This is a genomic window from Streptomyces sp. R11, assembly GCF_041051905.1.
In the GTDB taxonomy this organism is placed as follows: Bacteria; Actinomycetota; Actinomycetes; order Streptomycetales; family Streptomycetaceae; genus Streptomyces.
This window is the reverse complement of sequence record NZ_CP163432.1, coordinates 8,628,643-8,654,518: the sequence shown is the minus strand read 5'-3', so window position 1 is coordinate 8,654,518 and position 25,876 is coordinate 8,628,643. Positions and strand designations below refer to the sequence as shown.

The 25,876-nt window shown below is 71.7% G+C and carries 22 protein-coding genes; 15 read left to right on the top strand and 7 right to left on the bottom strand.

Features of this window, described 5'->3' with window-relative positions; genetic code table 11:
- Positions 1–3: 3 nt before the first annotated feature.
- Genes AB5J55_RS39940 through AB5J55_RS39925 form a run of 4 tightly spaced genes read right to left on the bottom strand, consistent with a single transcriptional unit; the run spans position 4 to position 4,104 of the window.
- Complete coding sequence (locus AB5J55_RS39940; protein WP_369275325.1) at positions 4–804, bottom strand: alpha/beta fold hydrolase; 801 nt, start codon at positions 802–804, stop codon at positions 4–6.
- Positions 801–1,622: an aspartate dehydrogenase domain-containing protein gene (locus tag AB5J55_RS39935; protein ID WP_369275324.1), complete on the bottom strand. Its 822-nt coding sequence runs from the start codon at positions 1,620–1,622 to the stop codon at positions 801–803. Before AB5J55_RS39935 ends, AB5J55_RS39940 begins: the two co-directional genes overlap by 4 nt.
- Positions 1,619–2,593, bottom strand: a complete 975-nt coding sequence (locus AB5J55_RS39930; RefSeq protein ID WP_369275323.1) for a VOC family protein — start codon at positions 2,591–2,593, stop codon at positions 1,619–1,621. Before AB5J55_RS39930 ends, AB5J55_RS39935 begins: the two co-directional genes overlap by 4 nt.
- Positions 2,594–2,616: 23 nt before the next feature.
- Positions 2,617–4,104: an aldehyde dehydrogenase gene (locus AB5J55_RS39925; RefSeq protein WP_369275322.1), complete on the bottom strand. Its 1,488-nt coding sequence runs from the start codon at positions 4,102–4,104 to the stop codon at positions 2,617–2,619.
- Positions 4,105–4,427: 323 nt separating this feature from the next.
- On the opposite strand from AB5J55_RS39925, the gene AB5J55_RS39920 reads away from it, so the two are divergent.
- The 3 genes from AB5J55_RS39920 to AB5J55_RS39910 all read left to right on the top strand — a co-directional run bounded on the left by AB5J55_RS39920 (position 4,428) and on the right by AB5J55_RS39910 (position 8,483).
- On the top strand, positions 4,428–5,831 hold the full coding sequence (locus tag AB5J55_RS39920; RefSeq protein WP_369275321.1) for an MFS transporter: 1,404 nt from the start codon (positions 4,428–4,430) through the stop codon (positions 5,829–5,831).
- A 122-nt stretch (positions 5,832–5,953) separates the two neighbouring features.
- Positions 5,954–6,634, top strand: a complete 681-nt coding sequence (locus AB5J55_RS39915; protein WP_369275320.1) for a class I SAM-dependent methyltransferase — start codon at positions 5,954–5,956, stop codon at positions 6,632–6,634.
- Between the two features lie 52 nt (positions 6,635–6,686).
- Positions 6,687–8,483 (top strand): SpoIIE family protein phosphatase, encoded by a 1,797-nt coding sequence (locus AB5J55_RS39910; protein WP_369275319.1) that lies wholly within the window; start codon positions 6,687–6,689, stop codon positions 8,481–8,483.
- A gap of 5 nt (positions 8,484–8,488) precedes the next feature.
- On the opposite strand, the gene AB5J55_RS39905 is transcribed toward AB5J55_RS39910, so the two are convergent.
- Positions 8,489–10,171 carry a hypothetical protein gene (locus tag AB5J55_RS39905; protein ID WP_369275318.1) on the bottom strand — a complete coding sequence of 561 codons (1,683 nt, stop codon included), beginning with the start codon at positions 10,169–10,171 and terminating at the stop codon, positions 8,489–8,491.
- Between the two features lie 339 nt (positions 10,172–10,510).
- On the opposite strand from AB5J55_RS39905, the gene AB5J55_RS39900 reads away from it, so the two are divergent.
- The 10 genes from AB5J55_RS39900 (at position 10,511) to tgmB (ending at position 23,370) form a co-directional block, all read left to right on the top strand.
- Positions 10,511–13,036 carry a SpoIIE family protein phosphatase gene (locus AB5J55_RS39900; RefSeq protein WP_369275317.1) on the top strand — a complete coding sequence of 842 codons (2,526 nt, stop codon included), beginning with the start codon at positions 10,511–10,513 and terminating at the stop codon, positions 13,034–13,036.
- 174 nt (positions 13,037–13,210) lie between these two features.
- A complete protein-coding gene (locus AB5J55_RS39895; RefSeq protein ID WP_369275316.1) occupies positions 13,211–15,988 on the top strand; it encodes a SpoIIE family protein phosphatase in 2,778 nt (925 codons plus the stop codon).
- Between the two features lie 133 nt (positions 15,989–16,121).
- Complete coding sequence (locus AB5J55_RS39890; RefSeq protein ID WP_369275315.1) at positions 16,122–16,934, top strand: chitosanase; 813 nt, start codon at positions 16,122–16,124, stop codon at positions 16,932–16,934.
- 180 nt (positions 16,935–17,114) lie between these two features.
- A complete protein-coding gene (locus AB5J55_RS39885; protein ID WP_369275314.1) occupies positions 17,115–18,479 on the top strand; it encodes an FAD-dependent oxidoreductase in 1,365 nt (454 codons plus the stop codon).
- Positions 18,480–18,584: 105 nt separating this feature from the next.
- Positions 18,585–19,550, top strand: a complete 966-nt coding sequence (locus AB5J55_RS39880; RefSeq protein WP_369275313.1) for a DUF1152 domain-containing protein — start codon at positions 18,585–18,587, stop codon at positions 19,548–19,550.
- A gap of 101 nt (positions 19,551–19,651) precedes the next feature.
- Complete coding sequence (locus AB5J55_RS39875) at positions 19,652–20,146, top strand: lamin tail domain-containing protein (RefSeq protein ID WP_369275312.1); 495 nt, start codon at positions 19,652–19,654, stop codon at positions 20,144–20,146.
- A gap of 218 nt (positions 20,147–20,364) precedes the next feature.
- The gene (locus AB5J55_RS39870) at positions 20,365–21,537 is read left to right on the top strand and encodes a hypothetical protein (protein WP_369275311.1); all 1,173 of its coding nucleotides are present in this window, start codon (positions 20,365–20,367) and stop codon (positions 21,535–21,537) included.
- A 235-nt stretch (positions 21,538–21,772) separates the two neighbouring features.
- Complete coding sequence (locus AB5J55_RS39865; protein ID WP_369275310.1) at positions 21,773–22,069, top strand: DUF1232 domain-containing protein; 297 nt, start codon at positions 21,773–21,775, stop codon at positions 22,067–22,069.
- A 118-nt stretch (positions 22,070–22,187) separates the two neighbouring features.
- A complete protein-coding gene (gene tgmA, locus AB5J55_RS39860; protein ID WP_369275309.1) occupies positions 22,188–22,379 on the top strand; it encodes a putative ATP-grasp-modified RiPP in 192 nt (63 codons plus the stop codon).
- Positions 22,380–22,395: 16 nt separating this feature from the next.
- A complete protein-coding gene (gene tgmB / locus AB5J55_RS39855) occupies positions 22,396–23,370 on the top strand; it encodes an ATP-grasp ribosomal peptide maturase (protein ID WP_369275308.1) in 975 nt (324 codons plus the stop codon).
- A gap of 24 nt (positions 23,371–23,394) precedes the next feature.
- On the opposite strand, the gene AB5J55_RS39850 is transcribed toward tgmB, so the two are convergent.
- Together AB5J55_RS39850 and AB5J55_RS39845 are read right to left on the bottom strand one after the other, a co-directional pair.
- Positions 23,395–23,613 carry a hypothetical protein gene (locus tag AB5J55_RS39850; protein ID WP_369275307.1) on the bottom strand — a complete coding sequence of 73 codons (219 nt, stop codon included), beginning with the start codon at positions 23,611–23,613 and terminating at the stop codon, positions 23,395–23,397.
- A 176-nt stretch (positions 23,614–23,789) separates the two neighbouring features.
- Positions 23,790–24,251, bottom strand: coding sequence for a DUF2269 family protein (locus AB5J55_RS39845; RefSeq protein WP_369275306.1), 462 nt, complete (start codon positions 24,249–24,251; stop codon positions 23,790–23,792).
- A 156-nt stretch (positions 24,252–24,407) separates the two neighbouring features.
- Here AB5J55_RS39845 and AB5J55_RS39840 point away from each other — a divergent pair, with 156 nt between their 5' ends.
- Positions 24,408–25,370 (top strand): GlxA family transcriptional regulator, encoded by a 963-nt coding sequence (locus tag AB5J55_RS39840; protein ID WP_369275305.1) that lies wholly within the window; start codon positions 24,408–24,410, stop codon positions 25,368–25,370.
- 108 nt (positions 25,371–25,478) lie between these two features.
- Positions 25,479–25,826, top strand: coding sequence for a hypothetical protein (locus AB5J55_RS39835; protein WP_369275304.1), 348 nt, complete (start codon positions 25,479–25,481; stop codon positions 25,824–25,826).
- Positions 25,827–25,876: the final 50 nt, after the last annotated feature.

Below are 25,876 nucleotides of genomic sequence, written 5' to 3'. Positions count from 1 at the left end.
TTCCTAGCGGTGGGTGACGATGTGCAGATGGGAGGCGAGCCAGGCGTTGACGTGCCCGGGCTGCTCCTGGTTGGCCAGGTGACCGGCGTCCTTGACGATCACGTACGCGGTCCTGTGCAGACCGCCGGCCAGGACCTGTGAGGCGTCGGGACCGGTGACCCGGTCCTGGTCGCCGCACAGGACGAGGGTGGGCGCGGTGACGCGGTGCAGTTCGCCGCGCAGGTCGGTGGTGGCCATGGCCTCGGCGGCGTGGCCGTAGCCGGGCAGCCGGACGGCGGCGGCCATGGTGGCGGATACGCGCTCGACGAGGTCGGCGGGCGCGGCGGCGGACAGCAGGCGCGGTCCTCGGGCCGCGGCGAAGGCGTCCGGGCCGAGCCGGGCGAGCTCGCCTGCGCGGGCCCGCATCGCGGCCGCCTTGTCGGGATCGGTGCCGGAGCCGGGCGTCGAGGCGACGGCCATCAGCGACTCGACCAGGTCCGGGTGCCGTACCGCGAGCCGCAGCGCGATCACGCCGCCCCAGGAGACGCCGAGGACATGGGCGGCGCCGCCGCGAGTACGGATCACCTCCGCCGCGAGGTCGGCGTAGTCGTCCATCGTCAACGGGCCGGTCGGATCGGCCGACTTGGCGTATCCGGGGGCGTCCCAGGCGACGATCCGGTACGACCCGCTCAGCGCCGCGAACTGCGGGGCGAAGGCGGCCGAGGACGAGCCGATGCCGTGCAGGCACAGCACCAGCGGGCCGCTGTCCCCCGCCTCCTCCAGGTGGAGCCCGGCCGGGTCGTACGGGGCCGCAGGGGCGGTCACAGGATCTGCCCCGTCCGGCCGGCGAGCGCGGCGAGGGAACGCAGTACCGCGTACGGGACGATCTGGCTGGTCGCCGGGTTGGCGGCGTCGGGCAGGTGCCGTACCTCGAAGCGGTAGGTGCCGTGCGTGCCGCTCGCCTCGACCACGTGGGAGGTGTGCGCGGCGGCGGGGTCGGCGACGACGCTCACCCGCACCGCGTCCAGGTCTCCGGTGGCGAAGGCCACGGACGCGGCCACGTTCGTCGACTTGGGGAACTTCACGGGTACGTCCCGCGCGGTGCCGGCCATCACCTCGACCGGCCCGGTGGCCGACCGCATCCGCTCTAGCAACTCCTCGTCCATCCAAGGCTGTTCGAGGGTGGACGGCAGCTTGGTGGTGGTCAGCCGCACTTCGTGGAGGGGGCCCATGGCGCGTACGGCCTGGAGCAGGTCGAGGCCGCCGACCGCGCCGCCGGTGAAGTACACCCGGCCCGGGCCGGCATTCAGGAGTTCCTTCGCCAACTGCTCGTCCGTGAGCGCCCCGGTCGAGGCGACGAGCAGGTCCGTGCCGGTGGCGAGGATCGCCGTACCCCACTCTCGCACGACGCCCTGCCCGGCGGCCTCGACGATCAGGTCGCAGGATTCCAGGGCCTGTTCGAGGGTGCGCTGCGGCGCCGGGACCGAGTCGCCTAGCGGCCGGTTGTCGACCACGCAGACCAGTTCGGTGCCCGGAATCCCGCCCGCGGCGAGGGCACCGCCGACGACCCGGCCGATGGCGCCCCAGCCGATGAGGCCGACTCGGCGGGGGGTGTCGGCCCGGCCAGGTGCGGTGCTGTTCATGCGCGGACTCCTTCGGCATCGGCTGCGGCGTCGACCGCGGTGGCGGCTTCTGCGTCGGCGGGCGGGACGACGGGGCTGCCGTCCGGCGTGCCCGCCATGTGCGCGCGGATCTGCGGGGAGGGCGGTCCTGCCGTGCCCCATACGTCGGAGAGTTCGGGTGTGCGCCGCCACACCTTGCAGATCCAGGCGTCCTCGACGACCTGGGCGACCTCGGAGGTGTACTCGCAGACGAGGCCGGTCGGGTCGGTGAAGTAGGAGAAGGTGTTGTTGCCCGGCCCGTGCCGCCCGGGACCCCATTCGGGGGTGACACCGTGGTGCCGGAGCCGGCCGAGGCCGCGCATGAAGTGGTCGACCGACGTCATCTCGTACGCCACGTGGTTGAGCGACACCCACGGCGCCTGGTTGAAGGCGATGCTGTGGTGGTCGGCGTTGCAGCGCAGGAACGCCATCTGGTGCTCGGACCAGTCCGAGACGCGCATGCCGAGGACGTCCCGGTAGAAGGCGACCGAGGCGTCGATGTCGGGTGTGTTGAGCACGGCGTGGGTGACGCCGACCGGCACGGCGGCGTCGCGTCCGCGGGCCGTGACGGCCCAGGTCTCGGCGGAGAGTTCGATGAGCCGTCCGTCGATGTCGCGGAAGCGCAGGCCGTAACCGCCCCCGACCTGGTCGAGCGGTCCCGGCCCGGTGACCGGCGTGATGCCGCGCGCTTCGAGTCGCCGTGCGGCTTCGTCGATCTCGGCGGGGGTGGCCACGGCGAAGGCGAGCCGGCCGAGGCCGATCCGGTCGGCGCGGGTGAGCTGGAGGGCGTGGTGCTCGCCGCCGGTGCCGCGCAGCCAGCTCGTGCCGGGCTCGGCCTCGACGACCTCCAGCCCCCACACCTCCTCGTAGAAGTCGGTGGCCTGCGTGAACTGAGAGGTGAGCAGCTCGACCGAGCGCAGGGCGCGCAGCCGGGCTATCGGGGGGTGAGTCATGGTGAGGGTCTCCGGGGTGCGGTTCAGTTGGCCCAGGGCAGGGGCGTGGATTCGATGCCCCAGTACAGGGACTTCTGCCGCTGGTAGGAGCGGATGAGGTCGCGGCCCTTCTCGGTGCCGAGGCCGCTGTCCTTCATCCCGCCGAAGGGGGTGGAGATGGAGAACTGCTTGTAGGTGTTGATCCAGACGGTCCCCGCGTCGATGCGCCGGGCGAGCCGCCAGGCGGCGCGGGCGTCGCGGGTCCAGATGCCGCAGGCGAGCCCGTAGGCGCTGTCGTTGGCCTGCCGCACCAGGTCGTCCTCGTCGTCGTAGGGCAGCGCGACGAGGACCGGGCCGAAGATCTCCTCCTGGCAGGTCCGGGCGGAGTTCGGCAGGCCGTCGATGACGGTCGGCAGGTAGTAGGCGCCGTCGGCGTAGCCCTCCCCGGCCGGGATCGCGCCCCCGCACAGGACGCGCCCGCCCTCCGCCCGCGCGAGATCCACGTACGCCGCGACCGTGTCCCGGTGCCGGTGATGGACGAGCGGGGCGACCTGGGTGTCGGGGTCGGTCCCGGGCCCCACGCGCAGCTTGCGCACGCGCTCGACGAGCTCGGCGACGAAGGAGTCGTACAGGGACCGGTGCACGAAGAGCCGGGATCCGGCGATGCAGGACTGTCCGCTGGACGAGAAGACCCCGAACATCACGCCCGCGAGGGCCTGCTCGACGTCCGCGTCCTCGCGCACGACCGTCGGTGACTTGCCGCCGAGTTCCAGCGAGGCAGGGGCGAGCTTGTCGGCGGCGGTCCGGGCGATGGCGCGGCCGGTGGCGGTGCCGCCGGTGAAGCCGATGCGGCGCACCAGCGGGTGGTTGACGATCGCGTCCCCGACGACGCGCCCCTTGCCGGGCAGCACGGACAGCAGCGCGGTCGGCAGCCCCTCCTCGGCGAGCACCCGATGGACCAGGCGACCGAAGGCGAGGGAGACGAGCGGGGTCCACTCGGCCGGCTTCAGCAGCACCGCGTTCCCGCCGGCGAGGGCAGGGGCGACCTTCTGGGCGTCGGAGGCGATCGGTGAGTTCCACGGGTTGATCGCGCCGACCACGCCGATCGGCTCGTGCACGCTCATCGTGACGTACGGCCCCCGGGCGGGGGTGAGCGACTCCTCGGCGGTCTCCAGCGCGGCGGCCGTGTACCGGAAGGTGGCTGCGGCGCTCAGCGCGAGCGCCCGGGTCTCGGTGAGTGTCTTGCCGGTGTCGGCGGTCTGCAGGGCGGACAGGTCGTCGGCGTGCTCCTCGATCAGGTCGCCGATGCGGTGCAGGACGCGGGCGCGCCGGTGCGGGAGCAGGTCCCGCCACGCGGGCACCGCCACGGCCTCGGCTGCTGCCTCGGCCGCCTCGTCGACATCGGCGGGTGAGGCGGCGTGGACGGTGGTGATCGGGGTGCCGTCGGCGGGGTTCACGGTCTCGATCGGCGCGCCCGTGCCGCGCCTGAAACACCCCGCGATGAGGATCTCGTCGACTGGCGTGCGCGGCATGGCAGGACCTCCGGATCGGATGTATCGAAGTGCTAAACATCTAAGGGCTTAACTATTTCGACCGCAAGGGGAACCCGGCAAGTTTTTTCCACGACGTGAGGAGGAACCCTTGACTGACCGCTTCACAGACGGGATAAAACTTGAGCGCTGAGAGATTTAGCGCTTAGCCAGCTGGCCTCTACGGCCCCCGATCTCCGAGTCCCGTCCCCCTCTGCCGCCGAGCCGGCGTACGGCTGTCCAGCCGCCGCCGACCGGCCCGAACCGTCCCGTGCGTATCCTGTGCCTTTCCCAGCACCCCGTGCGCGGGTCCGGAGGACCCCTCCATGACGACCGACACTCCCCATGCCACCGCGGGCCGGCCCGCGGACACCGCGGCGCTCGTCGCCGCGATCGGCGCCCGCTTCGAACGCCTGCCGCTGTGCCGGTGGCACGTCACCGTCCGGCTCATCATCGGCGCGGTGACCTTCTTCGAGGCCTTCGACCAGTTGCTCATCGCCTACGCCCTGCCCGAACTGCGCACCGAGTGGCAGCTGACCACCGGGCAGACCACGTCCCTGATCACGGTCGGCTCCCTGGGCATGCTCGTCGGCGCGCTCCTCTCCGGCCGCATGGCCGACCGCATCGGCCGGGTGAAGGTGATCGCGGCGTGCATCGCCCTGTCCAGCGTGTGCAGCCTGCTGCTCACGCTGTGCGCCTCACCGGGGCCGTTCATGGGGCTGCGCTTCGTGCAGGGACTCGCCATCGGCGGCGAGGTGCCGGTCGCGGCCACCTTCATCGCCGAGATCACCCGGGCCCACAAACGGGGCCGCTTCGTCCTGCTGTACGAGCTGGTCTTCCCGGCGGGTCTGACCGCGTGCGCCGTGCTGGCCTGGTGGCTGATGCCGATCCTCGGCTGGCGCTGGATGTTCGGCCTCGCCGCGATCCCCGGCGTGCTGTGCGTGCTGGTCGCCCGCTATGTGCCCGAGTCGCCGAGGTGGCTCGCGGACCACGGCCGGCACGAGGAGGCACTGGCGACGATGGCGTCGATCGAGACGAAGGTAGAGCGGATCACCGGCGAGCCGCTGCCGCAGCCGGCGCCCGCGGCCCCCGTCGCGCGGCAGTCCGCCGCCAAGGGCGGTCTGCGCGAGCTGCTCTCCGGCCGCTACCGCAAGCGCACCCTGGTCGTCTGCGTCCTGTGGTTCTGCGGCTACTTCGTCAACTACGGCATCTCGTCCTGGCTGCCCACCATCTACGGCTCCCGCTTCCACCTGGACCTGTCCGACGCGCTGCTGTATTCGACCGTGACGTCCTGCGCGGGCTTCCTCGGCTGTCTCGCCGTCGCCCTGACCGTGGACCGGGTCGGCCGCCGGCACACCGTCACCTGGTGTCTGGGCGGCGCCGCCCTCAGCCTGCTCTTCCTCGGCCTCTTCGCCGGCGGCTCGGCGACCAGCGTGCTGATCTGGACGTCCCTGTCGGCGGTGTTCTTCTTCGGCGCCAACATCTGCCTGTACCTGTACACGCCCGAACTCTTCCCGACCCGGATGCGGGCCCTCGGCACCAGCCTCGGCGGCGCCGTGAACCGGCTCGGCGTCATCCTCGGCCCGATCGTCGTCGGCGCGGTGTACGCGGGCGGCGCCCTCGGCACCGTCTTCGTGACCCTCGCCGCGGTCGCGCTGGTCGGGGCGGTCACGGCAGGGGTGGCGGCGGAGGAGACGAGCGGCCGACGACTGGAGGACGTGGCGCCGTAGATCCCCGGCGTGCCGGGACACGCCGACCGCCGGGAACCAACGGTCTCGGCGGTCGGCCCCGAACCGTCCTCGCCTATAGGAATTCAGAGAAATAGCCCATAATGCCTGCAAGGAGAACCCTTGTGAGCAATCCCGCCGACGAGCTCGACTACCGGACCCTACGGCTCGACCGCACCGGTCAGGCCGAGGCCTTCGACGCCATCGGCGAGCGCTATGACGAAGCCTTCCCGCACAAGGAAGGGCAGGTCGCGGCCGCCGAGTGGCTCATCGGGTCGCTGCCGCGCGGATCCCGGGTACTGGACCTCGGGTGCGGCACCGGCCTCCCGACCGCCCGCCGGCTGGCGGAGGCGGGCTTCGACGTCGTCGGGGTGGACCTGTCGCAGCGGATGGTCTCGCTGGCCCGCGATCATGTGCCCGGCGGCGAGTTCCACCGGGCCGACATCGCGGACCTGCGTCCCTCAGGTTCCCTGGACCTCGGCCGCTTCGCCGGGCTGACCGCCTTCTTCGCCCTGCTCATGCTGCCGCGCGCCGAGATCCCCCTCGCCCTGCGGACCGTTTGCCACCTGCTGGTTCCGGGGGGACTGTTCGCGCTGTCGATGGTGGAGGCCGACGTGGACGACTTCGCGATCCCGTTCATCGGCAGCAACATCCGCGTCTCCGGCTATCTGCGGGACGAGCTGCGCGAGGTCGTCGAGAGGGCGGGCTTCGAGATCGTCGGGGAGTCCTCGTACACCTACGCTCCGGCGGTCGCCGACATCCAGCCCGAGGTACAGATCTTCCTGCGGTGCGTACGGCATTCCTGACGCCCCCTGACCCGCCCGCCCCGGCGCAGGCCGCACGGCCGGAAGGACAGGCATGACGAAGCAGCTCGGAGGTGGTGATCCCGCGCCGCCGGCCGCACAGGCTTCCCCCGGCACCCCCCTCGCCGGCGGACCGGACGACGCCGAGCGGCACATCGACAGGCTCCGCTATCTTGACGCGGCGACCCGCCGGATCGCCCGGGGCATGAACCTCGACGAGACCCTGCGCGAACTGTGCGGCGCGGCCGTCCCGGCATTCACCGACACCGCGTTCGTCCACCTGTACGCCCCGCTGCCGGTCGGCGACGAGGCGGGCGCCGCCCCCGGCGTCCTGCGGCTGCACAGCGCGCAGCGCGCGTCACCTCGAGAACCGGGCACCCGGCACTCCGGACCGCCCCCGGCCGACATGCGCGCCGTCCCGGCGGCAGAGGTCGTGAACCCCGCTGCCGACGGCCGGCTCAGCAAACTGCTTCAGGACGGGCGGCCGGTGTTCGGCAACACCACGGGCGTCACCTCCGCGGCGGCCGAGCTGCTGGGGACGGCGAGCGCTTCCCCGGCGCTGCCGCCCGGGCACCGGCTCATCATCGCCCCGCTGCACGGCCGCAGCCACGTCCTGGGCAGCGCCGTCCTCATCCGCGGACCCGGCCGCCCGGAGTTCACCGACGACGACCTGATCGTCGCCTCCCAGCTCGCCACGCACACCGCCCTCGGGCTGGAGAAGGCGATGCTGTACGAGCGTGAGGCGGCCGTCGCGGACACGTTGCAGCGCACGATGCTCCCGCCGTCGCTGCCGGAGCCGCCCGGTGTCCGACTGGCCAGCCGCTATCTGCCGTCCTCGCGGACCGCGCAGGTCGGCGGCGACTGGTACGACGCGATCCCGCTGCCCGGCAACCGGGTCGCCCTGGTCATCGGCGACGTGATGGGGCACTCCATGACCTCGGCCGCGATCATGGGCCAGCTGCGCACCAGCGTGCAGACCCTGGCCGGGCTCGATCTGCCCCCGGACGAGGTACTGCACCACCTCGACGAGCAGGCGGGCCGGCTGGGCAGCGAGCACACGGCGACCTGCCTGTACGCCATGTACGACCCCGTGCAGCAGCGGCTGCTGGTGTCCAGCGCCGGCCATCTGCCACCGGTGCTGCTCCATCCCGACGGGCGGGCGGAGGTTCTCCAGGTCCCGCCCGGGGCGCCGATCGGCGTCGGCAGCGGCGGATTCGAGTCCGTCGAGACGCATGCACCGGCCGGGGCGACCCTGCTGCTGTACACCGACGGCCTGGTCGAGTCCCGCGACTCGGACGTGCTGACCGGCGTGGAGGCGCTGCGTGCACGGTTGCGCGCGGCCTCGTCAGGGTCCGGGCCGCCGGCGCTGGAGGAGCTGTGCGACAAGGCGCTCGGCGCGCTGGGGGCGGGTGGCCGGGACGACGACATCGCGCTGCTCGCCGCCCGCTTCGAGGGCATCCTGCCGGAGACCGTCGCGTACTGGTACATGGCGCCTCGCCCGCAGACCGCGGGCCAGGCCCGTCGCCTGACCCGCCGGACGCTGGACCACTGGGGACTGGAGTCCTTGGTGGAGACGACCGAGCTGATGGTCAGCGAGGTGGTGGCGAACGCCGTGCGCTTCGCGTCCCGGCCGATCACCCTGCGGCTGCTCTGCACCGACGTGCTGCGCTGCGAAGTGGGCGACGACTCGCCGATCGTGCCGAGGATGCGGCATGCCCGGCTGAGCGACGAGGGCGGCAGGGGCCTGTTCCTGGTCGACCAGCTGGCACAGCGCTGGGGCGCGACGAGGGTGAGCACGGGCAAGGTGGTCTGGTTCGAACAACCCCTGCCCGACGCACCTGCGGATGGCTGAACCCGTCAGTCGGCGCAGCAGCCGCCCTCGACGCTGCCTGCGGTGATCGCGTCGAGTCGGCAGAAGCAGGAGGCCTCGACCGGTACGTCCGCCAGCGCGGCGGCGAGACGCAGCTGCTTGGCCACCATCTGTGCCTCCCCGGTCCGGCCCAGGCGCGTCAGGCACTCGTGCAGGCCGTGCAGGGACCAGACGTTGTTGGGGTGCTGAAGGGCGCGCGGGAGGGTGTCGTCGAGGCCGAGGTCGGCCCGGTAGACCGCCTCCGCCTCCTCGACACGGCCCTGTTCGAGAAGGAGGGCGCCGTAGGCGTGCCGGGTGGGCTGCATCCAGCCCCACGGTTCGTCGTAGGGGAGGTTGTCGTCCAGTTCGATGGAGCGTTCCAGTGCGGCGAAGGCGGCGTCGTGGTTGCCCTTGCGGTATTCCAGTTCGCCGTCGAGCATCGCCGAGGCGATCGCGAGGATGTCGGCGCAGGTGTTGTTGAAGAGCATGCGGGTCTCGGGGACCCGGGCGACGGCCTCGTGGAAGAGCCGGCGTTCCGTCTCCGCCTCCGGGACGCGATGGGTCGAGGACAGGGCGACGCCGCGGGCGTAGTGGAGCATCGCGGTCGTCACGCAGTACAGCTCGGGGTCGGCGGGCATCGGCAGGGCGAGGATGTCGTGCCAGCGGCCGAAGCGGATCAGGGCGTGGAACCGCATGCCGAGGAAGGACTCGAGCCAGTCGGCCATGGGCGGGCTCGGCACGCGCAGCAGGTCTTCGGGGATGGACGCCTCGAGCTCCGCGGCGGTCTTGAGAGCGACCTCCGACTGGCCGAGGAACATGGCGCCGTAGATCTTGAAGTGGTAGTTGTGCGAGCGGTACAGGGTGTAGAAGTTCATCGCGCCGGCCCGGGCGTGGTACTTCTCGTCGACCGCGATCGCCGTCGTGTTGTCCGAGACCACCCGCCGGTAGTCGCCGCAGAGCACCTCCAGGTGCGAGGGCATGTGATGCAGGTGCCCGGCGTCGGGCACCAGACCGCGCAGCCGGTCCGCGATCGACAGGGCGGCTTCGGGGGTCGGGGACATCTCCATCAGGTGGACGTACAGGTGGACCAGGCCCGGGTGGTCGCGTCCCGCGTCGGTGGCGAGGGCCCGTTCGAGGACGGCCCTGGCCGCCACCGTGCGCGCGCCTTCGGCCGGCTCGCCGGTCCTGAGGTCCCACAGCTGCCAGGGGGTGAGGTTCATCAGGGCGTCGGCGTACAGGGTGGCCACGTCCAGGTCGTCGGGGGCGAGCTCGTAGACCGCGCGCATGCTGTCGGCGTAGGGGGCGTTCCAGACCGAGCAGTCCTCGACGGCCTTCGACTGCGGGTAGCGGGCGCGCAGTGCGCCGATCAGGGCCTGCTCGACGGGGGTGGCGGCCGCCGCCTTCTCGTGGGCCGTCTCCACGGCGGCGTGGGTGCGGTCGACGGTGCGCACCAGGTCCTCGTCGTCGAAGAACTCCCACGGCTTGTTGTAGTTCGGGCCGAGCGCGTAGGCGATGCCCCAGTGGGCCATCGCGCAGTCGGGGTCGGCTTCGGCAGCCGCCTGGAAGCAGGCGACGGCCTCCTCGTGGTGAAAGGCGTACGTCCACATCAGCCCGCGGTCGAACCAGAGTTGGGCCTGCGCCGACGAGGTGGTCACGGAGCGTGTGTAGGTGCCGAGGTCGTAGTACTCCATGGCTCTGTCTCCTGCCTGTGCGCCCCGCCGGTCTGTTCCCGAGTCTTCCCGAGAGCACCACGTCTCGCACCGACAACGGGGACAGGCCCTGCCCGGTTGCGGGGTCCGCCATCTCCGGTGCCGCCGTGCCGGGCACCGGCCTCGGCATCCTGCGCGCCGACCCGCAGCACTTGCCGGCGTCGGTCCGCGTCGAAGCGGGTACTCGGCACGGTGGTGCGGTGGCGAGCCCGGTGCCGCGGCCGGGTGAGTCGGTTCGTGCCGCCCAGGTGCGGGCGGGGGGCGTCGTGGCGCATTCTTGCTGTGTCGCGCGCGTGACGGCGTACGGACGAGGTAGGGCCGATGACTGGGAGCGCCGAGGGCGCAGAGCGGGCGCCGGGCAGGTTGGCGGCGCTGCTGATCGATGCCTCGGCGGAGGCGATCAGCGCGGCCGGTGGCCTCGCCGGCGGGGTCTACCTGCGCTCCCGCACGCCCGGACTGCTGCGTCTCGCGGTGCTGGAAGGGCTGCCGGGGCCGTTGTTCCGGCCGTGGTGGCGGGTGCATGTGGACCGGCCGTTCCCCGTCGCGGACGCCTTTCGGCTCGGGGTCGAGGTGGCGCTGCCCAACGCGACGGAGACGATGCGCCGCTATCCCCAGTTCGCGGCCGGCCTGCCGTTCCCGTTCGGGTCCCTGCACGTTCCCGTCGTGGGTGCGTCGAGCGTCTTCGGTGTGCTGACCGTGCTGCTGCCGTCGGCGTCGGACGGCACCGAGTTGCTGCCCCTGCGCGAGCGTGTCGCACGGCTGGCCGAGGAGCTGGGGGTGGCACTGGAGAAGCTGGAGGACCAGGACGCGTCGGCGGTTTCCTGGGAGAGCGGGCCCCTGTGTCTGCGGCCGCCCGCCGGCCGCCCGCCGGCCGGGCAGCTCGGGCGGTTCACCTGGGATCCGATGACGGGCGTCCTGGCGGCGGACGAGCGGCTGAACGCCGTACTCGGCATGGCTGCGGCGGAGGCACACAGCACCGCGGAGGCGTTCGCGGACGCGGTCGCTCCGGCTGACGCGATGCGGATCCTGGCGGCGCTGCGGGAGGCAGCCAGTGGCCGGCCGCCCGCGCTGCCGCTGTACGTGCGCTCCGCGGACGGCGCTCTTCGCCTGGTCGAGGTCTGGGGGCCGTACGACGACTCCGCACGCTCCCGTTCGACGAACGTGCGGGGCGTGGTGGTCGACCCGGGGCAGGGCACGGTGGCGGACGCGGCGGCCGATCTGCTGCCGGACGGCGTGCTGTGCCTTGACCGGCTGGGGACGGTCGTCTACGCGAATCCGCACGCGGCACGGCTGCTGCGCCGGCCGCGCACCGAACTGCTGGGCCGGGCTCTGTGGGAGGGCGTGCCTTGGCTCAACCAGCCCACCCTCGAGGACCACATGCGCGGCGCGCTGCTGTCCCCGGATCCGGTGCACTTCCATGTCCGAAGACCGTCCGCGCACGGCCGTGAGCGCGCCACCCACCCGGTCGCGGGAGACTGGCTCGCCCTGTCCATCTATCCCGGCCCGGACATTCTGACCTGCACGATCCGCCTGGGACACCGGGTCGCGGACAGCCCGTCCGGTGCCCCGCAGGCGCACGGCACCCCGGCGTCGACCGGTGCGCCGTCGCTCGCCCCGCTGTACCGCCCGATCGTGCTCGCCATCGCGCTGACCGAAGCGGTCACCGCCCGTCAGGTGTCGGCGGTGGTGATGCGGGAGCTGCTGCCCGTGTTCGGCGGCCGCCGGCTCGCCATCTACCTGCTGCAGGAGCGGCATCTGTACCTGGCCTGGGAGACGGGCTTCCCCAAGGGGTTCCTCGCCCCGTTCGACGGGGTCGGGCTGGACGAGCGGCTGCCCGGGGTCGAGACGCTGACCAGCGGGCGCCCGCTGTTCTTCGACTCGATGCAGGAGCTCTCCGACGCCTATCCGGGCATCGCGCTGGACGCGACGGAGGGGGCCCGGGCCTTCCTGCCGCTGATCGCCTCCGGGCGTCCCGTCGGGTCCTGCATCCTCGGCTTCGACCGGCCGCGCAGCTTCAGCACCGAGGAGCGCACCGTGCTCACCGCCATGGCGGGACTGATCGCCCACGCCATGGAGAAGGCGCAGCGCTACGAGAGCGAGGCCGCGCTCGCCCGTGGGCTGCAGCAGGCGCTGCTCCCCCGGCGGCTGTCGCAGCACCCGCTGATGGAGACCGCCGGACGCTATCTGCCCGGCACCCAGGGCATGGAGGTGGGCGGTGACTGGTACGACGTCGTCGCCGCCGGGGACGGCCTGGCGCTGGTCATCGGCGATGTGCAGGGGCACGGCGTGCAGGCGGCGGCCACCATGGGCCAGTTGCGCAGCGCCGTGCGGGCTTTCGCGCTCGGCGACCGGCCGCCCGACGAGGTCATGAGCGGCACCAACCACCTCCTCATCGACCTCGACGCCGGCCTGTTCGCGAGCTGCTGCTACATCCGGCTCGATCCAAGGACGGGCGTCGCCCAGGCGGCCGTGGCCGGGCATCCGCCGCCGCTGCTGCGCCGCCCGGACGGCCGTACCCATGTCGTCGACCTGCCCGGCGGGGTCGTGCTCGGCGTGGATCCGCAGGCCACGTATCCGGTGGCGGAGCTGCGGATGGAGCCGGGCGCCGTCCTCGCGCTGTACACGGACGGGCTGGTCGAGCGGCCCGGTGCCGACATCGACGACGGCATCAGTGCGCTGCGGGTGGCGCTGGCCAAGGCGGGTGCCCCCGGCGCCCGGCCGGGCGGGCGCTCGCTGGCCGGCGTGGCCGACCGGCTCACCGCGGTGGCCCGGCACATGGCGGACCGCCCCGACGACATCGCGCTGCTGCTCGCCACTCGGCGCGCCACGCCCGTGCGCCCGAGCTGAGGCCGCGCGCCGGGGGCCGTGCGGCGTCCTCGGCGTCGTAACCCTGCTGCGGGGACGGGAGTTGCCCCAATCCGGGCATCACACCCGTGGCCGTGGTGTGAGAGAGCCGGCAAGTCCTGTCACGGTCTGTGACGTCTCTCGCCTCCCGGGGCCCGGCAGTGTAGACATGGGCACATGGTCCGACTATTGGGTCGATCCGGGGCCCGGTCGGCCTCTCGTCCCAGCGGTCTGCGCACACGCGGTGCGCCCGACCGCTTCCTTGGAGTGCCCGAGCCGGGAGTCCCGGGCGACGAGCCGGGTCAGGGGCGACGCAAGGGATGGTTCGCTGCCCTGCGGGCGGCGGTGGGCGGACGCAGCGTCGCCGGGCAGGTGTTCCTGCTGCAGGTGGTGATCGTGCTCCTGCTGGTCGTCGCCGCGGTGGTGGCGCTGGTGCTGCAGGTGCGGTACGACACCACGCAGGAGGCCCGCAACCGCTCGGTGGCCGTAGCCGAGTCGTTCGCCAACGCGCCCGGCACCCGGGAGGCGCTGAGCAGCCCGGATCCGTCCGCCGTGCTGCAACCCCGTGCCGAGGCGGCGCGCGAGGCGACGGACGTGGACTTCATCGTCGTCATGAACATCGACGGCATCCGCTACACCCACCCCAAGCCGGACCGGATCGGCAAGCAGTTCGTCGGGAACATCGCACCCGCGCAGGCCGGGCGGGTCGTGACCGAGGAGATCACCGGCACCATCGGACCGCTCGTGCAGGCCGTGGTGCCCATCAAGGCACCCGACGGGCAGGTCGTCGGGCTGGTCTCGGCCGGGGTCACGAAGGCGACCGTGGGCGGTACCGCGGACCGGCAGCTGCCGCTGGTGCTGACCGCGGCGGCGGTGGCGCTCGCCCTGTCGACGGCGGGCACGGCACTGGTCAGCAGGCGGCTGCTGCGGCAGACACACGGTCTCGGACCGCACGAGATGACGCGGATGTACGAGCATCACGACGCCGTCCTGCACGCCGTGCGGGAGGGCGTGATCATCGTCGGCAGCGAGGGTCGGCTGCTGCTCGCCAACGACGAGGCGCACCGCCTGCTCGACCTGCCCGCCGACGCCGAGGGGCACCGGGTGCTGCACCTCGGCCTCGCCCCCGACACCGCCGAACTGCTGGACTCCGGCCGCATGGCCACGGACGAGGTGCACCTGGTCAAGGACCGGCTGCTGGCGGTCAACCAACGCCCCACCACCCTCCGGGGCCGCCCGTCCGGCAGCGTCGCCACCCTGCGCGACTCGACCGAGCTGCGAGCCCTGTCGGGCCGGGCCGAGGAGGCCCGCGAGCGCCTGAACATGCTGTACGACGCCGGTGTGGGCATCGGCACCAGCCTGGACGTCACCCGCACCGCCGAGGAACTGGCGGAGCTGGCGGTGCCCCGGTTCGCGGACTTCGCCACCGTCGACCTGTACGAGGCCGTGCTGGGCGGCGGGCAGCCGGAGGCGGCGACGCGGCTGCGCCGCACGGCGAGCAGCGGCATACGCAAGGACGCGCCGCTGTACCCGGTGGGCGAGCAGATGCGGTTCGTCGACTCCTCGCCGCAGGCCCGCGCGCTGAAGGACGGACACGCCGTCATCGAACCGCGGCTTGCCGAGGCCCCGGGCTGGCGTGCCCAGGACCTGGAGCGCTCGGCGCAGGTCGTGGAGTTCGGCATCCATTCCCTGATCGCGGTGCCGCTCCGGGCGGGGTCCCTGGTGCTGGGCGTCGTCAGCTTCTGGCGGTCGCAGAAGGCCGAGCCGTTCGACGCGGACGAGGTGGCGCTGGCCGAGGAGCTGGTCGCCCGGGCCGCGGTGTCGATCGACAACGCCCGCCGGTACACGCGCGAGCACAGCATGGCGGTGGCGCTGCAGCGCAGCCTGCTGCCGCGCCGCCTGCCCGAGCAGAACGCCCTGGACATCGCCTACCGGTATCTGCCGGCGCAGGCCGGGGTGGGGGGCGACTGGTTCGACGTGCTGCCGCTGTCCGGCGCCCGGGTCGCGCTGGTGGTGGGGGATGTCGTCGGTCACGGGCTGCACGCGGCGGCGACGATGGGCCGGCTGCGTACGGCCGTGCACAACTTCTCCGCCCTGGACCTGCCGCCCGACGAACTGCTCGCGCTCCTCGACGAGCTGGTCGCCCGCATCGACCAGGACGAGGCCCAGGAGGGCGACAGTGCCCCGGTGACCGGCGCGACCTGTCTGTACGCGGTCTACGACCCGGTGACCCAGCGGTGCACGATGGCCCGCGCGGGCCACCCGCCGCCGGCCCTGATCCAGCCGGACGGCACCGTCGGCTTCCCCGACGTGCCCGCCGGTCCCCCGCTGGGCCTGGGCGGGCTGCCGTTCGAGACGGCCGAGCTGGAGCTGGCGCAGGACAGCCGTCTCGTGCTCTACACGGACGGTCTGGTGGAGGACCGTGAACGGGACATCGACGAGGGCCTCGAACTGCTGCGCGACGCTCTGTCCCAGGCCGGCCCGTCGCCGGAGGAGACCTGCCAGGCCGTCCTGGAGGCCAGGCGGCCGGCCCGGGCCGGCGACGACATCGCGCTGATCGTGGCGGGCACCCGGGCGCTCGGGGCCGATCTGGTCGCCGAGTGGGAGGTGCCGTCGGATCCGGCGGCCGTGGGTCAGGTGCGCTCGGCCGTGACGCGGACGCTTCAGGCGTGGGACCTGGAGGAGCTGTCGTTCACCACGGAGCTGATCCTGAGCGAGCTGGTCACCAACGCGATCCGGTACGGCGGTGAGCCGATCCGGGTGCGGATGCTGCACGACCGCAGCCTGATCTGCGAGGTCTTCGACAGCAGCAGCACCTCGCCGCATCTGCGCTACGCGACCATGACGGACGAGGGCGGGCGCGGCCTGTTCCTCGTCGCGCAGCTGGCCGACCGCTGGGGCACGCGGTATCTGCCCGCGGGCAAGGTGATCTGGGCGGAGCAGCCGCTGCCGTAGCCGGTGCCTGTTGTACATAGGTACGAACCTTGGACACGACCGGTGCTCTCACACGCGCCTTCTGATAGGAAACCTTCCTATCAGTGTCCCGCAACGGCCAACCCCCCACCCCCCACCTCCACTTGGAGCCGCCGTGAAGCACCCAGCACGCACGTCGCGCCGAACTCTGCTCGCCTTGATCGGCGCGTCGCTGGCGTCAGTCCCCGTTCTCAACTCCCCCCGTGCATCCGCGGCCGCGGTGGGTCTCGACGACCCGGCGAAGAAGGAGATCGCCATGAAGCTGGTGTCGAGCGCGGAGAACTCCTCGCTCGACTGGAAGGCGCAGTACAAGTACATCGAGGACATCGGCGACGGCCGCGGCTACACCGCCGGGATCATCGGCTTCTGCTCCGGCACGGGCGACATGCTCGACCTCGTCGAGCTCTACGCCGACCGCCGCCCCGGCAACGTCCTCGCCCCGTATCTGCCGGCGCTGGGCCGCGTGAACGGCACCGACTCGCACGACGGACTCGACCCGAACTTCCCGCGCGACTGGGCCCGGGCCGCGCAGGACCAGGAGTTCCGGCGGGCGCAGGACTACGAGCGCGATCGCGTGTACTTCGGTCCGGCGGTGCGGCAGGGCAAGACGGACGGGCTGCGCGCGCTCGGGCAGTTCGCGTACTACGACGCGATCGTCATGCACGGCGACGGCACCGACCCGACCAGCTTCCGCAACATCCGGCGGCGCGCGCTGAACCAGGCCCGGCCGCCGGCGCAGGGCGGTGACGAGGTCACCTACCTGCACGCCTTCCTGGACGCGCGGGTATGGGCCATGAAGCAGGAGGAGGCCCACAGCGACACGAGCCGGGTCGACACGGCCCAGCGGGTCTTCCTGCGCGCGGGCAACCTCGACCTGAACCCGCCGCTCGACTGGAAGGTGTACGGGGACAGCTACCACATCGGCTGACCCGCCCGAGGGGGTGCCGTACCGTCTTCGCGCGGTACGGCACCCCGTGTCATCCTCATGCCTTCCAGCCCATAGAATTGATTTATGAGCTCATAGGTTGGACCCGCGTACCGACTTAGGCTTGCCTTAGTTTAGGCTTCCCGACGAGATCGCTTGTCATCGCTCGAAGGGACCCTGATCATGCCCCGCCCCCTGCGGGTAGCCATCGTCGGAGCCGGCCCCGCCGGGATCTACGCCGCCGACGCCCTGCTCAAGTCCGACGTGGCCGCCGAACCCGGCGTGTCCATCGACCTCTTCGAGCGCATGCCGGCGCCGTTCGGACTGATCCGGTACGGCGTCGCCCCCGACCACCCCCGCATCAAGGGCATCATCACGGCCCTCCACCAGGTCCTCGACAAGCCGCAGATCCGCCTCTTCGGCAACGTCGACTACCCGACCGACATCAGCCTGGACGACCTGCGCGCGTTCTACGACGCCGTGATCTTCTCGACGGGTGCGACGGCCGACCGGGCGCTGCCGATACCGGGCGTCGACCTCGACGGGTCGTACGGCGCCGCGGACTTCGTCTCCTGGTACGACGGGCACCCGGACGTTCCGCGCACCTGGCCGCTGGAGGCCGAGAAGGTCGCCGTCCTCGGTGTCGGCAACGTCGCCCTCGACGTGGCCCGCATCCTGGCGAAGACGGCGGAGGAACTGCTCCCGACGGAGATCCCGCCGAACGTCCACGAAGGCCTGAAGGCCAACAAGGCCCTGGAAGTCCACGTGTTCGGCCGCCGTGGCCCGGCGCAGGCGAAGTTCAGCCCCATGGAGCTGCGCGAGCTGGACCACTCCCCCAACATCGAGGTCATCGTCGACCCCGAGGACATCGACTACGACGAGGGCTCGATCGACACCCGGCGGGGCAACAAGCAGGCCGACATGGTCGCCAAGACCCTGGAGAACTGGGCGATCCGCGACGTCGGCAACCGGCCGCACAAGCTGTTCCTGCACTTCTTCGAGTCGCCCACCGAGATCCTCGGCGAGGACGGAAAGGTCGTCGGCCTGCGCACCGAGCGCACCGCCCTCGACGGCACCGGCAACGTCAAGGGCACCGGCGAGTTCAAGGACTGGGACGTCACCGCGATCTACCGTGCGGTCGGCTACCTCTCCGACAAACTCCCCAAGCTGCCCTGGGACATCGACTCGGGCACCGTCCCGGACGAGGGCGGCCGGGTCATCCAGGAGTCCGGCGAGCACCTGCAGTCGACGTACGTCACCGGCTGGATCCGACGCGGCCCGGTGGGTCTGATCGGCCACACCAAGGGCGACGCCAACGAGACGGTGTCCAACCTGCTGGACGACTTCGCCAACGGCCGTCTGCAGACGCCGGGTTCGCCCGAGCCGGAGGCGGTGGACGCCTTCCTCGCCGAGCGCGAGATCCGCTTCACCACCTGGGACGGCTGGTACAAGCTCGACGCCGCCGAGAAGGCGCTGGGCGAGCCTCAGGGTCGTGAGCGCGTGAAGCTCGTCGAGCGCGAGGACATGCTCCGGGAGAGCGGCGCGTAAGACGCCGAAGCCGAAGCCGAAGCTGTGAGGGCCGGGGTACTGACCCCGGCCCTCACGGCCTTTATCAGCGCGCTCCGGGTGATCAGCACCTGTTAGCGTCCCCCGGTGTTCTCACTCCTGGAGCCCCCTTTCTTCACCCGGCTGCGCGATGCGCGGCGGGTGCTCGTCGCCGGTGCGGGCGGCGGTTTCGACGTGTACGCCGGGCTGCCGCTGGCCCTCGCCCTGCGCGCGGCCGGCAAGGAAGTCCATCTGGCCAACCTGTCCTTCTCGGACCTGTACGGGCTCGCACTGGACGCGTGGGTGGACCACGACATCGCGGCGATACGCCCGGACACCGCGGCGCGCAGCGACTACTTCCCGGAGCGGACGCTCGCGCGGTGGCTCGCCGCGCACGACCTGCCCGACACGGTGTACGCGTTCCCCCTCACGGGCGTCCAGCCGCTCAGGGCCGCCTATCGCGCGCTCCTGGACCACCTGGGCGGCGTGGACGCCGTCGTGCTGGTCGACGGCGGGACAGACATTCTGATGCGCGGCGACGAGCACGGACTGGGCACGCCGGAGGAGGACATGGCCAGCCTGGCCGCGGTGTCCGGGCTGGACGAGGTTCCGGTGCGACTCGTGGCCTGCCTCGGATTCGGCGTGGACTCCTATCACGGGGTCAACCACTCCCTGGTGCTGGAGAACCTCGCCGCGCTGGACCGCCAGGGCGGCTACCTCGGGACGTTCTCGCTGCCGCGCCACAGCCGCGAGGGGCGCCTGTACCTCGACGCGGTGGAGCATGCCCAGCGGGCCACACCCGATCGCCCGAGCATCGTCCAGGGCTCCGTCGCGGCGGCCGTACGCGGTGACTTCGGCGATGTCCGGTTCACCGAACGCACCAGGAGCAGCGAACTGTTCATCAATCCACTCATGACCCAGTACTTCTGCGTCGACGCACCCGCCCTGGCCCGCCGCAACCTGTATCTCGACCGCATCGGAAACACCGCGCTCATGCGCCAGATCAGCTCGGTCATCGCGGAGTTCCGCGACGAGCTCACCCAGCAGCGGCCACCGCGCGCCTACCCCCACTGACGCCCCCGCGTCTCAGATTTCGGTGAAGCCTCCCCACTGCGCGTGTGTGGTGCATACACTCCTGATCTTCACACAAGCTCCACACAGGGGGATGCTTCTCCATGCGCATACGCATTGTCGCCACACTCGTCGTCGCCGCCGGCACACTCGCCGCGGTCTCCGCAGTGCCGGCCCAGGCCACCGAGTACTCGTCCGCACTGAAGATCCGCGGCATCCAGTACGACGCACCCGGCAGCGACTCGAACAACTGCCGGACCGGCAACACCGACGACGAGTACCTGACGATCAAGAACTACTCGTCCGGTACCACGGTCAACCTCAAGGGCTACGTCGTGAAGGACAAGGCCGGCAACCGGTTCGCCTTCACCGCCAACCACTACCTCCAGCCCGGCGACTACGTGAAGCTCCGGGGCGGCAACGGCAACGACTCCGACGCCAAGAACGTCGTCTACCGCGACAACTGCAACTTCATGTGGAACAACGACAAGGACTCGATCTACCTGTACAAGCCCTCGGGCGCCGGGGCCGACTCGCACTCCTACACCAAGAGCGGCAACGACCGGGACGGCAACGGCTACATCACGTACCACAACTGATCGGACACCGGGTCACGAGCAGGACCCGCCCCAATGCGGATGGTGGACGGGTCCTGCTCACCGAGTCATTGTCATGACCGGAAGCGGTGCGGACCACGAGTGAGGGACGCCGGCCGGTGCGGATGGCGCACACCCCGTGTGCGGACCCCGCCCGGCGGGCAGGCATCTGCGGCGACGATACTGATACGAGCACGTGCTCCCGCCCACAGATGGACCCCATGCCCAGCTCCTCCAGCACCCGCCCCACGACTCCGCCCTCGGTCTGGTTGGCCCGTGGCCGCCACCTCGGACCCGCCGCGGAAGAGGTTCTCCGGCTCAGTCTGCGGCAGCTCAAGGACAGCCGGGCCATCGACGACTTCCTGGAGCTGCCCGAGGCCGAGGGTGCGCAGGAGTGGATCTTCGAGGCCCGATGGCGGGTCGCGGGATCGGTGACCGTGCGCGCCCGGCTGACCGTCGAGCACGACTCCGGCAGCGGCCAGGACTGGACGCTGATCGCGGAGACGGAGGCGCCGTGGGACCCGCGGTGGCCGTCACCGGCCACCCTGTTCTGGCCACAGGAACCCGACGCGACCTGGGACCACGCTCCGGTCTCGGACCTGCGCCTGACGGACATCAACCCCCTGCCTTCGGACGACAAGGCCGTACGGCACCTGCTGCGGGACTCCGCGCGCGACCGCTGGAGCATCCATGTGGTCGTCCACGAGGCCATGACCACGGACGAGCGCGGCCGCACGCCCCTGGCCGGGATACTGCCGCCGAGCCTGCGGCACCGGCTGGTCGAGCACCGTGCCGCACCCAGCCAACTGCGCGTCGTGAACTGGGCCCTGCGGGACCTCGGCGTACAGGTGCCGCGCGGGGGCGCCGTGGTGCTGCCCGGAAGTCCGGTGCCGTCCGGCTACGACGCGGACGACTTCGCCGTACGCAGCGTCTTCCTCGACGGCACGGAGCCGGCCGAGCTGATTCACGCCGTGACGCGGTTCGCCGCCCTGTCGCGCCCGCTGCCGGACGGCGGCGAGGAGGCGCTCACCGCCCTGCGGGAGGACTGGCGGCTGCTGACGCCGGCGGAGGAGCTCGATCGTGAGCGCAAGCTCGTGGCGATGTACGCCGAGGCACTCGAGGCGATGACGAAGTCCCGCGACCTGTACCGGGAGGCCGCCGAGCAGGCGCACGCCGCGCTGGCCGCCTACCGGGAGTCCGCGGCCGCCGCGCCCGAGAGCCGACCCGACGCCCCCGCGTCCCCGGCGGCGTCCCCGCTCCAGCAGCTGACCCGGACCTTCGAGCGGTTCAAGGGCTCCACCCGGACCCGCAGGCCCGCGGCCGAGTCGGGAGACGCGCAGGAGGGCAGGGCCGTCGAGGAACAGCCGGAGATCCCGGGCCGCCGGAGGGCGTAGGACGGCTGCGCCGGATCCCTGGTGGGGGCGTACTGCGTCCTGCGGGCTCGCTTCGGCGCGCGGGTGGACGGGTCGTGCGCCTGGGCGAGCAGGTGACCGGGCCGATTTGTGCGTCTTCCGTCCTGACGGGTGACGGCGTGCGGCCGAGTGAGCGCTGCCATGCAATGCACAGGCCGCAAGGGGGAATCCGACCGGCAGGTGCGCACGGTGCGCGCCGCCGGCAGGAGGAGGGTCCATGGAGTCGACCACCGCGGTGATCGTCGTCGTCGTGGCCCTCGCGGCCGTCGTGCTCGCCGTGGCCGTCTGGGTACTGGCGCGGCTCGTGCGGACGCGGCGTGTGATGCGGCGTGCCGGGCTGCCGACGGGACCGCGCTGGGTGTTCTGGGGTGCGGTTCTGTATTTCGTGCTGCCGGCCGATCTGGTGCCCGATCCGGTGTATCTGGACGACATCGGCGTGCTCTTGCTGGCACTGCGTACCCTGCGCCGTTCTCCCGATGCGGGACCGCCGGACGCCGTTGATTACAGAAAGTAAGGAAACCAATCACTCGTTCGATTCGTTTAAGTAAGTGGAAACCGAAGGGCGTCGGCGGGCCGAGGGGCGCCCCTGGGTGACCAAGCTCGATCGGAGCAGCACCTGTGAGGGAGAGACGATGCAACCGTTCGCGCTCAACTATGCACGGCCGGCAGCGGAGTTGGAGGTCACCGCTGCATATGCGTACGACTCCGGTCTGCAGTTGAACGTGCTGCGTGACGGGCGAATAGCCGCTTGTGATCACGCGCTCTTGCGGGAGTTGGGGACCACTACATCCACGGCGGGCTCGAAGACCCACTTCGACGACTGAACGCAGGTCGCCGACGATGACGGTCTTGATTGTGACCAACGAAGAGGACGTGACGGCCGACATGGTGGTCGTGCACCTGAACGCGTCCGGCGTTCCGGTGGTCCGGCTCGATCCCGCCGACGTGACCGGCGGGGTCTCCCTGTCGGGCGAGTATGTGCACGGCTCATTCCGTGGCCATCTGTCGTCCGCGGGACGCCTGGTGAGCGTCAACGGCCTGCGGTCGATCTGGATGCGCAGGCCGGGGGCCGCGGCGGCACGCGCGGCAGCGCCCTCCGCCTGGCTGACTCAGGAGGCGGAGCAGGCGCTGTACGGCATGCTGCGCGGCTGCGACGTGCGCTGGATGAACCACCCCGACGCGGCGCGCCGGGCTCGCTACAAGCCCTGGCAGCTGCGGCTGGCCCAGCGCTGCGGTCTGCCCGTTCCGGCCACGTTGATCACGACCTTCCCGCAGGCCGCCCGCGAGTTCGCCGAGCGCTATCCGGATCTGGTGGTCAAGCCGGTGTCCGGCGCGCATCCACAGGATCCGCCCCGCGCTGTGCCGACCAGCAGGGTGGGGCCGGACGCGGACTTCTCCGCCGTCGCGTTCGGGCCGACCCTGCTGCAGCGGCGCGTGGCCAAGCGTGCCGACATCCGGCTCACGGCGGTGGGCGAGCAGCTGCTGGCGGCCCGCAAGGCGACCGGCGCCGAGGCCGAAGTGGACGTCCGGTTCGCCGCGTCCGACGCGCCGTGGTGTCCCGTCGAGGTCGCGCCGCGCGTCGCCGAGGGCGTCCATGCCTATCTGCGGGACGCGGAACTCGCCTACGGAGCCTTCGACTTCGCCGAGGACGCCGACGGGACGTGGTGGTTCCTGGAGTGCAACCAGTCGGGGCAGTTCGGGTTCATCGAGGTGGACACGGGCCAGCCGATCGCCCGCACCATCGCCGAGTGGCTCGCGCAGCCGGCCTCCGGGGAGCAGCCGCACGCCAACGGGGCGAGCGCGAAGGTTCCGTGACCGGTCCGCCCGGCCGTCCGGGGCTCAGCGCGACTGCGGCCCCGGCGGCAGGGCGCTGCGCTGCCAGGTCGGGGCGGGGGGTGCGGGGCGTCCGGGAGGGGGTGCGTGACCGCCGGACTGCAGCAGGGGCTGCATGGCGAACTCGATTTCCCTGCTGACGCGTTCGGCCTCCCTGCGCACCTGGGTGGGGATGTCGCCGCGCTCCGCGATGAGCCGGTCGTAAATGGGGGAATCCTGGAACACCCGTCAACGCGCCTTTCATGTCGTGGCCCTGTGTGCAGATGGGCACGGCTGTCGAGTCTAGGCGCCGACGCACACTGAAGTACGAATTCTGCCAGAGCGCTTGACGTGCGACGAACGGGCGGTTCCACCCCGGCGCGTGCTCGCGTGCCCCCGTCCCCCGCCGCCCACTCCCCGGGTCAGGCGCCCGTCGTGGAACCGGGCCGGACGATCATCAGCACCGTGACGGTCGCCCACAGCAGGTTGAAGATGCCGGTGAACATGGCGAGTTGCACCGTGGCCGAGTGCTCGACGGGCTTCTCGGCGCTCAGTTGGCCGACGAGTTCCTCCTGGCGGGGCAGGACGAAGGCGATCAGGATGCCGGCGGCCGCGGCGGTGAGGGCGATGGAGGTGATGAGCCATCCGCTGCCCAGCACTCCCATCGCCAGGCCGGTGGCCAGGCCGAGGACGGGGACCGAGACCCCGATGGCGCCGTAGACGCGGCAGATGCGGTGCAGGAGCCGGACGGTGCCCACCGCCACCGCCCCGTCGGTCGCCGGGACGCGGCGCGCGGCCGGGGGGAACATGCTGGCCGCGACGGTGACGGGGCCGACCGCGACGATGGCGGCCAGGACGTGAAGAGTGAGGAGGATCTTGGTCACCCGCCCCACGCTAGGGATCTCCCGGGTGTCCGCACAGGGGCTGAAACGACAGCTTCCAACGGATTCTCGCCAACCGGTCTGCCCGCTCCATCACGGCGGCCCACCTGAGCCACCTGCACTTATGTCCGTGGCGAGAATCCGCCTAGGGTGTCACTCATGCACACCGTGGCGATCCTGGTTCTCGACAACGTGGTGCCTTTCGACATGGCGACACCGTTCCAGATGTTCGGCTGGACACGGCTGCCGGACGGCCGCCGCCCCTACCGGGTCCGGCTGTGCGCCGAGACGCCGGAGGTACCCACGGAGGGCTTCGCCCTGCGGATCGACCGGGGGCTCGACGGGCTGGAGGACGCGGACACGATCATCGTGCCGGGCTGCGACGAGACCGGACCGCCCTCCCCCGGCGTGACGGCGGCGCTGCGCGAGGCGGCCCGGGCCGGCACCCGGATCGCGTCCGTCTGCGTGGGCGCCTTCGTCCTGGCCGAGGCCGGGCTGCTGGACGGACTGCGCGCAACCACCCATTGGATGGCGACCGACGAGCTCGCACGGCGCTACCCGGACGTCCAGGTGGAACCGGACGTGCTGTACGTCGACAACGGGCAGATCCTCACCTCCGCCGGGGCAGCGGCGGGAATGGACATGTGCCTGCACATGATCCGGCGCGACCTGGGCTCGGCCGTGGCCGCGCACACCGCGCGCATGTCCGTCGTCCCGCTGGAACGGGAGGGCGGACAGGCGCAGTTCATCGTGCACGAGTATCCGCCGGTGCCGCGCGGCTCGGTGCTCGAACCGCTGCTGAAGTGGATCGAGGACAACCTGGCCGGGGAGATCACCCTGGCGGCGCTGGCGGAGCGCTCCGGGATGAGCGAGCGCACCTTCAGCCGCCGGTTCCGCGAGCAGACCGGCACCACTCCGCTGCAGTGGCTGCTGCGGGCGCGTGTGCGGCGGGCCCAGTATCTGCTGGAGAACAGCGACCATCCGATCGAACGGATCGCGCGGCAGGCGGGGTTCGGGTCGCCGACGGCGTTCCGTGAACGCTTCCGCCGGGTGGTCGGCACCACGCCGCACACCTATCGGGCCGCGTTCCAGGCGAAGACCGTGGTCGGCGCCCCGTCGTGACCGACCTGGCCTGGTGTCAGGTCACGGTGGGATAAATCACCCGAGTCCACACGGGCCGTCAGCAGTTGGACAAGGGTATCGATCCCGCCCCAAGGACGGTGTCCGCCCATGAACTGCTCCAGCCGCCTGCTCTGCGTCCTCTACATCGCCACGAGCGCGGGGCTCGCCTGGACCTCGGTCCTGGAAATCCGGTACGGGCCCGCCTGGGCCGCGTGTCTGTTCGCCGCCGCCAGTCTCGTGCCGGTCATCGCCGTGGTGCGGGAGACCGTGATCGGCGAACAGCGCCGGTGGCTCCTGGAGTTGGTCGCACGGGCCGGGCGCGCCGGCGATGCCGCCGAGGCGATCGTCCGTGCGGAACTGGACTCCGCGTGCTGCGAGCGCTGGTGGACGAGCCTCGGCAGTGAGCACGAGGTGACGTGCCGGCACTGGATGCCGCGGAGCAGCAGCGCCGCGTGAGCGTCCGTGACGCCGTCCCACGCGCCGAGCCGGCGCGGGGCGGGGCGGCG

Excerpts from the sequence above, each read along its gene's own strand:
- AB5J55_RS39900 (WP_369275317.1), top strand. The coding sequence starts at position 10,511 with ATGACTGGGAGCGCCGAGGGCGCAGAGCGGGCGCCGGGCAGGTTGGCG.
- AB5J55_RS39835 (WP_369275304.1), top strand. The coding sequence starts at position 25,479 with ATGAACTGCTCCAGCCGCCTGCTCTGCGTCCTCTACATCGCCACGAGC.
- AB5J55_RS39865 (WP_369275310.1), top strand. The coding sequence starts at position 21,773 with ATGGAGTCGACCACCGCGGTGATCGTCGTCGTCGTGGCCCTCGCGGCC.
- AB5J55_RS39885 (WP_369275314.1), top strand. The coding sequence starts at position 17,115 with ATGCCCCGCCCCCTGCGGGTAGCCATCGTCGGAGCCGGCCCCGCCGGG.
- AB5J55_RS39905 (WP_369275318.1), bottom strand. The coding sequence starts at position 10,171 with ATGGAGTACTACGACCTCGGCACCTACACACGCTCCGTGACCACCTCG.
- AB5J55_RS39840 (WP_369275305.1), top strand. The coding sequence starts at position 24,408 with ATGCACACCGTGGCGATCCTGGTTCTCGACAACGTGGTGCCTTTCGAC.
- AB5J55_RS39925 (WP_369275322.1), bottom strand. The coding sequence starts at position 4,104 with ATGCCGCGCACGCCAGTCGACGAGATCCTCATCGCGGGGTGTTTCAGG.
- AB5J55_RS39870 (WP_369275311.1), top strand. The coding sequence starts at position 20,365 with ATGCCCAGCTCCTCCAGCACCCGCCCCACGACTCCGCCCTCGGTCTGG.
- tgmA (WP_369275309.1), top strand. The coding sequence starts at position 22,188 with ATGCAACCGTTCGCGCTCAACTATGCACGGCCGGCAGCGGAGTTGGAG.
- AB5J55_RS39895 (WP_369275316.1), top strand. The coding sequence starts at position 13,211 with ATGGTCCGACTATTGGGTCGATCCGGGGCCCGGTCGGCCTCTCGTCCC.
- AB5J55_RS39920 (WP_369275321.1), top strand. The coding sequence starts at position 4,428 with ATGACGACCGACACTCCCCATGCCACCGCGGGCCGGCCCGCGGACACC.
- tgmB (WP_369275308.1), top strand. The coding sequence starts at position 22,396 with ATGACGGTCTTGATTGTGACCAACGAAGAGGACGTGACGGCCGACATG.
- AB5J55_RS39910 (WP_369275319.1), top strand. The coding sequence starts at position 6,687 with ATGACGAAGCAGCTCGGAGGTGGTGATCCCGCGCCGCCGGCCGCACAG.
- AB5J55_RS39935 (WP_369275324.1), bottom strand. The coding sequence starts at position 1,622 with ATGAACAGCACCGCACCTGGCCGGGCCGACACCCCCCGCCGAGTCGGC.
- AB5J55_RS39930 (WP_369275323.1), bottom strand. The coding sequence starts at position 2,593 with ATGACTCACCCCCCGATAGCCCGGCTGCGCGCCCTGCGCTCGGTCGAG.
- AB5J55_RS39875 (WP_369275312.1), top strand. The coding sequence starts at position 19,652 with ATGCGCATACGCATTGTCGCCACACTCGTCGTCGCCGCCGGCACACTC.